Here is a 3,324-nt window from a genome sequence, read left to right as displayed (position 1 = left end):
CGCGCCCGCCCAGGGTGATGCGCCCGGTATTGGGCCGGATCAGGCCGACCAGACTGTAGAAACAGGTGGTCTTGCCGGCCCCGTTGGGTCCCAGCAGGCCGACCACCTCGCCGGGCACCAGGTCCACGTCCATTGCGTCCAGCACGGTACGCTGGCCATAGCGCTTGCTCAGCTCGCGGGCGACCAGATGGCCGTCGGCCGCGGGCCTCATGGATCGTCCTCGCGTGGCTGCAGGCGGATGTGCACGCGCTCGTCGTCGGTGTCGCCGCGTTCCGCGCGGATCACGTCGCGCTCGAGGTCATAGGTGATGCGCTGCCCGCGGGCATCCTCGGCGGCGGTGATGACGCGCGCCCGTTCGGTCAGGATCACGCGTTCCTCGTCGAGGAAATAGTCGATGCGCAGCCCTTCGGCGATGCGCATCTCGCCGGTCTCGGGATCGGGCGACTCCAGGCGTGCGGGCTCGCCGTGGGCCTCGATCTCGTAGGGGCGGCGCTCGCGCATGTGCACGATCACGCGGTCTGCTTCCAGCGTGGCATCGCCGCGCACCACGATCACGTCGCCGGTGTAGGTGCCGGTGCCCGCGCGTTCGTCCATCTCGGCGTGGTCCGCGGTGATCTCCACCGGCAGGGCATCCTCGCGGCCGGTCGCCGGCGGGGCCGCCAGGATCAGTGCGAGTACGCCCGCCACGGCAAGCAGCGGGGCCGGTCGGCGGATGCCCGCGCGGCGATGTTCGGTTGTGGCCGGGTTCATTCCGGGCGGTCCTCCTGCGGCAGGTCGCTGTACAGCGTGTAGACCTCGGCGAGCAGTTCAATGGTATCCGCTTGCGGGTCGGCGCGCAGGCCGGTACCCCGCTGGAACAGTCCCGGCTGTTCCAGAGTGCTCGACGCCGACGAGGTCGTCAGCCGGGTGTCCAGCGCCACGCGCACGTCGCGCGACTCGATCACCGTGCGCACGCGCTCGTTGCGTTCGGGGCGCACGCCGCGGGTGTGGCCGAAGGTATGCAGCAGTTCGCGATCGGGCTGATGCGCCGCGCGCGGGGCCCGCCAGGTCCAGTTCAGGCCCTGTTGGTCCAGCAGATCCAGCTCCGGGTCATCGATGAACTGGACCGCATCCCGGTCGTATTCGCGCAGCCGCGACCCCTGCAGGCGGTGGGTGGGCCGCCCGTCCTCGCCAGTGACATGCGCGGTAAACCCCTCGATCTGCAGCGTGGGTTCGGCGTCGGCCGCGGGTTCGGCAGGCGGCTCGGCCGCTGCCGGCCCGGCGAGCAGGAGCCCGGTGGTCAGCAGCCAGGCGGCGAGCAGGGCGCGACGCGGATCCGGGTTCATGCGTGCAGGTAGCTTTCGAGCACGGCCTCGAGGCGGCCGCGCGCGGCCAGCAGGTCCTCGCAGACTTCGCGCACCGCGCCGCGCCCGCCATCGGCCGTGGTGACCCACTGCGCGTGCTGGCGCACGAACGGATGGGCGTCGCCGACCGCGATGCCCAGGGCAACCCTGCGCATCGCCGGCAGATCGACCACGTCGTCGCCCACGAACGCGGCCTCGGCGGCGCGGTGCCCGGTCTGCTCCAGCAATTGCGCCAGCGCGGCGCCCTTGTCCCGCCGGCCCTGGATGCAGTGACGGATGCCCAGATCCCGCAGGCGATGCTCCACGACCGCCGACTGCCGCCCGGTGAGGATTGCGACCTCCAGCCCGTCGTCCATGGCCATGCGCAGGCCGTGGCCGTCGCGGCTGTGGAAGGCCTTGTACTGTTCGCCACCGTCGCCGAGAAACAGCGCGCCGTCGGTCAGCACGCCGTCGACGTCCAGGATCAACAGTCGGGTGGTCCGCTGCAGGGTGGAAAGGTCGGTTTCGGTGTTCATCAGGCCACCCCCGCGCGCAGCAGGTCGTGCATGTTGATGACCCCCTGCAGGCGGCGGTCGGCGTTGGCCACTGGCAGGGCGTTGATCCGGCGGCTCTCCATCATCTCCAGGGCCTCGGCCGCCAGCCAGTCGGCACCGGCGGTGTGGCCGTCGCGGGTCATGACCTCGCCGATGGTCAGGCTGTCGAGGCTGTGGCCGAGGTCCAGGGTGCGGCGCAGGTCGCCGTCGGTGAAGACCCCCAGGATCCGGTCCTCCGGGTCGCTGACGATCACCAGCCCCAGCCCCTTGCGGGTGATCTCGAACAGCGCATCCTTCAGCGGCGCGTCTGGTGCGATGCGCGGGATCGCTTCGCCGGTATGCATGATGTCGCCGACGTGGATCAGCAGGCGACGCCCGAGGCGGCCGCCGGGATGCGAGCGGGCGAAGTCGTTCGCGGTGAAGCCGCGCGCGTCCAGCACCGCCACCGCCAGGGCATCGCTCATCGCCAGGGCCGCGGTGGTGCTGGAGGTCGGCGCCAGCCCCAGCGGGCAGGCCTCGTGTTCCACGCTGACATCCAGGTGTACGCTGGCATCGGTGCCCAGGCGCGAGCCGGGGTTGCCGGTCATCGCGATCAGCGGGACGTCCAGGCGTCGGATCAGCGGCAGGATGGTGAGGATCTCGTCGGTCTCGCCGGAGTTCGACAGGGCGATCACTACGTCGTCGCGGGTGATCATGCCGAGATCGCCGTGGCTGGCCTCGCCCGGATGCACGAAGAACGCCGGCGTGCCGGTGGAGGCGAGGGTGGCCGCCAGCTTGCTGCCGATGTGGCCGGACTTGCCCATGCCGGTAACCACCACCCGCCCGCGACAGGCGAGGATGTGCCGGCAGGCCGCGAGGAAGGCGTCGTCGATGCGCGCGGTGAGGCCGCGCACCGCGTCGGCCTCATTTTCGAGGACGGCCAGTGCAAGCTTGCGGGTTGTGTCGGGGTTCAGATCCATGCCGGTGCCGTGATTGCGAGAGTCACAAGGTAGCCGCTGAAGGCCAGAAGGAGAAGGGCTCCGTGCCAGCGGGTGATGCGTCCCGGGCCGAAGCGGGCGGCCAGCAGCACCGCCACGGTCAGGGCCAGCATCACCGGATAGTCACGGGTCAGCACTGCGGGTTCCACCGCCAGCGGCGCGATCAGAGCGGGTACCGCCAGCACCGCCAGCAGGTTGAACAGATTGGAACCGACGACGTTGCCGAGGGCCATGCCGGTTTCGCGGCGCAGCGCGCTGGCCACGGTGGTGGCCAGTTCCGGCAGACTGGTGCCGATCGCGACCAGGGTCAGGCCGATCAGCAGTTCGCCGGCTCCCAGGGCGGTGGCGATCTCGACTGCCCCCCAGACCAGCGCCTGGCTGCTCGCCAGCAGCACCACCAGACCGCCGGCGAGCCACCCCAGGGCGGTCGGGAGACCGCCGGGCGTGGCCGCCGGCGGTCTCCCGACCGCC

The 3,324-nt window shown here is 71.1% G+C and carries 6 protein-coding genes; all 6 read right to left on the bottom strand.

The window, feature by feature from the left end; genetic code table 11:
* The coding region (locus B1A74_RS13990) for an ATP-binding cassette domain-containing protein (protein ID WP_143592275.1) at positions 1 to 211 on the bottom strand (211 nt) is incomplete at its 3' end.
* Complete coding sequence (lptA, locus tag B1A74_RS13985; protein WP_018947410.1) at positions 208 to 750, bottom strand: lipopolysaccharide transport periplasmic protein LptA; 543 nt, start codon at positions 748 to 750, stop codon at positions 208 to 210. The genes lptA and B1A74_RS13990, both read right to left, overlap by 4 nt.
* Positions 747 to 1,325 carry an LPS export ABC transporter periplasmic protein LptC gene (gene lptC / locus B1A74_RS13980; RefSeq protein ID WP_077244985.1) on the bottom strand — a complete coding sequence of 193 codons (579 nt, stop codon included), beginning with the start codon at positions 1,323 to 1,325 and terminating at the stop codon, positions 747 to 749. The genes lptA and lptC overlap by 4 nt, the downstream gene beginning before the upstream one ends.
* The gene (locus B1A74_RS13975; protein ID WP_077244984.1) at positions 1,322 to 1,858 is read right to left on the bottom strand and encodes a KdsC family phosphatase; all 537 of its coding nucleotides are present in this window, start codon (positions 1,856 to 1,858) and stop codon (positions 1,322 to 1,324) included. The genes lptC and B1A74_RS13975 overlap by 4 nt, the downstream gene beginning before the upstream one ends.
* The gene (locus B1A74_RS13970) at positions 1,858 to 2,835 is read right to left on the bottom strand and encodes a KpsF/GutQ family sugar-phosphate isomerase (protein ID WP_077244983.1); all 978 of its coding nucleotides are present in this window, start codon (positions 2,833 to 2,835) and stop codon (positions 1,858 to 1,860) included. Before B1A74_RS13970 ends, B1A74_RS13975 begins: the two co-directional genes overlap by 1 nt.
* A partial coding sequence (locus B1A74_RS13965) for a sodium:calcium antiporter (RefSeq protein ID WP_425274685.1) occupies positions 2,826 to 3,324 on the bottom strand: 499 nt, incomplete at its 5' end. The genes B1A74_RS13970 and B1A74_RS13965, both read right to left, overlap by 10 nt.

Source organism: Thioalkalivibrio halophilus, assembly GCF_001995255.1.
Classification (GTDB): domain Bacteria; phylum Pseudomonadota; class Gammaproteobacteria; order Ectothiorhodospirales; family Ectothiorhodospiraceae; genus Thioalkalivibrio; species Thioalkalivibrio halophilus.
The sequence above is the reverse complement of the archived record's forward strand: the minus strand, read 5'-3'. Positions and strand labels throughout refer to the sequence as shown.

What these genes read in the sequence shown, in the direction of transcription:
- lptC (WP_077244985.1), bottom strand. Translation starts at nt 1,325, where the DNA reads ATGAACCCGGATCCGCGTCGCGCCCTGCTCGCCGCCTGGCTGCTGACC.
- lptA (WP_018947410.1), bottom strand. Translation starts at nt 750, where the DNA reads ATGAACCCGGCCACAACCGAACATCGCCGCGCGGGCATCCGCCGACCG.
- B1A74_RS13975 (WP_077244984.1), bottom strand. Translation starts at nt 1,858, where the DNA reads ATGAACACCGAAACCGACCTTTCCACCCTGCAGCGGACCACCCGACTG.
- B1A74_RS13970 (WP_077244983.1), bottom strand. Translation starts at nt 2,835, where the DNA reads ATGGATCTGAACCCCGACACAACCCGCAAGCTTGCACTGGCCGTCCTC.